The organism is Streptomyces sp. DI166 (assembly GCF_900091315.1).
Lineage (GTDB): Bacteria > Actinomycetota > Actinomycetes > Streptomycetales > Streptomycetaceae > Streptomyces > Streptomyces fuscus.
The window spans coordinates 1-4,209 of the sequence record NZ_FLSP01000201.1; the positions used below are offsets into that span (position 1 = coordinate 1).

At 66.9% G+C, this 4,209-nt stretch carries 3 protein-coding genes, 1 tRNA gene, 1 other RNA gene and 1 pseudogene; 5 read left to right on the top strand and 1 reads right to left on the bottom strand.

What is annotated here, in order from left to right; translation table 11 throughout:
- Nucleotides 1–494 precede the first annotated feature (494 nt).
- The 3 genes and pseudogenes from GA0115233_RS39590 to GA0115233_RS39600 all read left to right on the top strand — a co-directional run.
- Nucleotides 495–1,040, top strand: coding sequence for a hypothetical protein (locus tag GA0115233_RS39590; protein WP_093725604.1), 546 nt, complete (start codon nucleotides 495–497; stop codon nucleotides 1,038–1,040).
- Between the two features lie 18 nt (nucleotides 1,041–1,058).
- On the top strand, nucleotides 1,059–1,439 hold the full coding sequence (locus GA0115233_RS39595) for a hypothetical protein (RefSeq protein WP_093725606.1): 381 nt from the start codon (nucleotides 1,059–1,061) through the stop codon (nucleotides 1,437–1,439).
- Nucleotides 1,440–1,939: 500 nt separating this feature from the next.
- Nucleotides 1,940–2,428 (top strand): annotated as a pseudogene (locus GA0115233_RS39600) (tyrosine-type recombinase/integrase); the annotation flags it as partial.
- A gap of 79 nt (nucleotides 2,429–2,507) precedes the next feature.
- On the opposite strand, the gene GA0115233_RS39605 reads toward GA0115233_RS39600, so the two are convergent.
- Nucleotides 2,508–2,595: transfer RNA gene (locus GA0115233_RS39605), tRNA-Ser, on the bottom strand.
- A 72-nt stretch (nucleotides 2,596–2,667) separates the two neighbouring features.
- Here GA0115233_RS39605 and ffs point away from each other — a divergent pair.
- Both ffs and GA0115233_RS39615 read left to right on the top strand, forming a co-directional pair.
- Nucleotides 2,668–2,766: signal recognition particle sRNA small type (ffs, locus tag GA0115233_RS39610), an RNA gene on the top strand.
- Between the two features lie 87 nt (nucleotides 2,767–2,853).
- On the top strand, nucleotides 2,854–4,209 hold a 1,356-nt coding region (locus GA0115233_RS39615; protein WP_141689657.1), incomplete at its 3' end, for a DNA polymerase III subunit gamma and tau.

A 4,209-nucleotide genomic window follows, 5' to 3' on the forward strand; every position in this document is an offset into this window, starting at 1 on the left:
CGGGCGGCTGACTACCGATAAAGGGACACTCCTGGGTCTCGCCTGAACGACCGTGAACGGCGCTGAATGAGACGGAAACTGAGACGGTCTCGGGACACGGCGGGGCCTCACTTGATGATCTCGGACCGCTCCAGAGCTTGGTCGTCCAGCTTGCTTTCCTCCAGATCGCTCAGCGCGGCTGCGTACCCGGCCGTGGCCACCTCGTAGTACGGCGTCGTGGAGGTCTACGGGGACCGTGCGCGCAATCAAGAAGCTTCAACCAGCTGTTTAGAATTGAAGGTTCCTTCAATAGCTAGCCTGGGATCAAATGGTTATTGGGTCGTTACGCCTGGCAATCTGCTGGAAGGTTCGAGGCGGAATCGTGGCCCGTCACGGCTTCAGTGATCGCGATCTGCTTCTGTTGATCCCGACCACACACGGGCGCGCGCACCCTTCCCGCCTTACCGGGAGGGGCAACTGCGTGTGTCCATCCAACGACACGCAAACGGGGACAGATGCCCACCAGTTTGACCGACCGGGCCCGCTTCACTCGCGGTGCCGCCATGCTTGTTTCAGCCCTCACGGCAGGCGCGATCTTCGCCTCAAGCACCGGTGCACACGCAGCAGAGGTCACGCACCGCCCCACCGTCGCGGTGTCCGTCGCCGCCGACGAGGTTGGCGATGATGCCCAATGGGAAGCACTGCTCGAGACGATGATGTCTATACCCGAGGACGTCTTGGCGCAGGGGGACGCGGCGACCATCGCCTACCTGAAGCAACAGGAGCAGAGCCGGAAGCCGGCCCAGGGGCAGGCGCAACTTCGTTTCGGCTGGCCCAGCTTCGGGTGCATGGGCGCGGTTGCGGTGGCCATCGGCACCAATCTGCTTCCCGCCGCGAAGATGGTGAAGATCGTGAAGGTGGCGAAGCGCGTGGGGGTCAAGCGGATCGTGAGCGCGATCAAGGCCATCCGGAAGGGCAAGGGGCACACCCTTGCTAACGACCTTCAGTGGGTCGGCGCCCAGCTCCTGGGACTTGAAGGGGTCAAGGCGGCCTGCGCCTAGCACAACCGGAGGAAAGTCATGCTGGCAGCAAACATTGTCTTCGCTTGCGAAACCCTACTGGTCGTAGCAGGCATCATCTGGATGCTCGCAGTCGTCCGCACCAACGCAAGGGTCGCAGGGGCCGACCGGCCTCGACTTGGCCTCATCCAGCCGACCGGAGAGCTGATCACCGCTGCGGCGCTCAGCCTCGGCGCGGGGTGGGCTATTACGCGACACTCCGTACCCAACTTGCTGGTGCTCGCCATTCTCGGAATTGCTCTCCCTGCCATGGCAGGCATGGCCCTTGCGCTGATGATCCGTCAGGAAGAGTCCCCGATGCGTAGCGCACGCGGCTGGCTGGTCATGCTCGTTCCCGTCGTCGGAGGCGCAACCGCCGGTTTGGCACCTCAGCTGTTCTGATCAGCGACCAACTGCGTCCGGCGGGCATCGTCCCGCCGGACAAATCTCCACGGCGCATCCGGTCGAGTATCTGCTCACCGAACGGGTTCAGGCTGACGGGCCATCAAGCGTAGTTCTACGTGGCCGGGACCATCACGCAGTACTGGCGGTCCTGGCCTCCGCCGGGACCGTCGCAGCGTTTCGGCCCTGCCGCCCGGGATCGCAGGAAGCGCTCAGCTTGGGAAGCTTGGGTCCTCTACGGGCGACTCCTGGGCTGACCTGCAACGCAGCGGCTACGGGAGCTGGCTGGTCGACGACCTGGTCTCCGCCATTTCCCGTGGTACCCCGCAGGACCTGGCACGGTTCTGGCACGGGCGATCAGCTGGTGGTTATGAAGTCGCAGCCCCATCACTGTGGCCGAGCACCCTTGCGTGCGGTGATAGGCGATTAGCCAGGCGCCACAGTCCGTAGAGGAGGCCACCGCCTGTCACGATCAACAGTACTGAGGCACCAATCCTGTCCCGTGCGGCCGGAAAGCTGGCTACTGCCCCCAGAAGCAGCAGACCCGCCGAGAGCACAAGTCCACCAAGTCTCGCGCCGGGCGTCGCACGATCGGGCTGCCCGACCCGCTGATCAAGCTACTCCGCCAACACCAGGAGCAGCAGGAGAAGGACCGAATCGAGGCCGACACCGACTGGGAGGACAAGGGATACGTCTTCGCCTCCCCGAACGGCGGCCCCCTCAGCCCGAACACCGACTTCCACATCTGGAAGAAGCTCCTGAAGAACGCGGGCGTTCGAGACGGCCGCCTCCATGACGCTCGCCACACCGCTGCGACCGTCCTCCTGATCCTCGGAGTGCCGGACGTCGTGGTCGACGCGATCATGGGTTGGGAGCCCGGGGGAGCGGCCCGCATGCGCGCCCGCTACATGCACGTCACTGGAACGCTACTGCGGAAAGTCGCTCAGCAAGTCGGTGACGCTCTCTGGGAGGCGCCGAAGACGAACTGAGACGGAAAGTGAGACGGACAACGTCGAAGGGCCCCACCGCGAACGGTGGGGCCCTTCGACATCGTGCCCGGTGAGGCACTGGCGGAGGATACGAGATTCGAACTCGTGAGGGGTTGCCCCCAACACGCTTTCCAAGCGTGCGCCCTAGGCCTCTAGGCGAATCCTCCGCCGGAAACATTACATGACCGAGAAGGGTGCTCGCGAACTCGTTGGCACCTGCTGACGTCGGGTACTCTGTGCGGAGCCCCTCACGCGGCGCTATCTGACTGAACTCCCCCAGGGCCGGAAGGCAGCAAGGGTAGGTCGGCTCTGGCGGGTGCGTGGGGGGCGCTTGCGTTCCCGGGAGGGTTCCGCGGGTTCCGCTGGCTCTACGGGTTCTCTTCCCGTGGGTCGGGTTGTCAGTGGGCGCCTATAACCTCGTATGCGTGTCGTCTCTCGCGCTGTACCGCCGCTATCGCCCGGAGTCGTTCGCCGAGGTCATCGGGCAGGAGCATGTCACCGACCCGTTGCAGCAGGCGCTGCGGAACAACCGGGTCAATCACGCGTACCTGTTCAGCGGCCCCCGCGGATGCGGCAAGACGACCAGCGCCCGGATCCTCGCCCGCTGCCTGAACTGTGAGCAAGGTCCCACGCCCACCCCCTGCGGGGAGTGCCAGTCGTGCCGGGACCTCGCCCGCAACGGCCCCGGGTCCATCGACGTCATCGAGATCGACGCCGCCTCCCACGGTGGTGTGGACGACGCCCGTGAGCTGCGCGAGAAGGCCTTCTTCGGGCCCGCCTCCAGCCGGTACAAGATCTACATCATCGACGAGGCCCACATGGTCACGTCGGCCGGCTTCAACGCCCTGCTCAAGGTCGTCGAGGAGCCGCCCGAGCACCTGAAGTTCATCTTCGCCACCACCGAGCCCGAGAAGGTCATCGGGACCATCCGCTCCCGGACCCACCACTACCCCTTCCGGCTTGTCCCGCCCGGCACCCTCCGCGACTACCTCGCCGACGTCTGCGGGCGGGAGAAGATCCCCGTTGAGGACGGCGTCCTCCCCCTCGTCGTGCGCGCCGGTGCCGGTTCCGTGCGTGACTCCATGTCCGTCATGGACCAGCTGCTCGCCGGTGCGCGGGAGGAGGGTGTGACCTATGCCATGGCCACCTCTCTGCTCGGGTACACCGACGGGTCTCTCCTCGACTCCGTCGTCGAGGCCTTCGCCACCGGGGACGGGGCCGCTGCCTTCGAGGTCGTCGACCGGATCATCGAGGGGGGCAATGATCCCCGTCGGTTCGTCGCCGATCTGCTGGAGCGGCTGCGCGATCTGGTGATCCTCGCCGCCGTTCCCGACGCCGTCGACAAGGGGCTCATCGATGCCCCGGCTGATGTGCTGGAGCGCATGCAGGCCCAGGCCGGTACCTTCGGGGCCGCCGAGCTCAGCCGCGCCGCCGACCTCGTCAACGAGGGCCTCACCGAGATGCGGGGCGCCACCTCGCCCCGACTCCAGCTCGAACTGATCTGCGCCCGCGTGCTCCTCCCCGCCGCCTACGGCGACGAGCGGTCCGTCATGGCCCGCCTCGACCGGCTGGAGCGCGGCGTCAACTTCTCGGGCGGCGGCACCGCTCCCGCCATGGGGTACGTACCCGGGCCCGACGCGCACGCCTCCGCACCGGCTCCCGCGGCTCCCGCGGCTCCGGCGGTTCCGCCCGGTGGCGGGCCCGCGGCCGCCCGTGCCGCCGTACGGGAGGGGGCCCTCCGCGCCCACGCCCCGCTCCGCAGCCTCCGGCGCCCGCCCCGC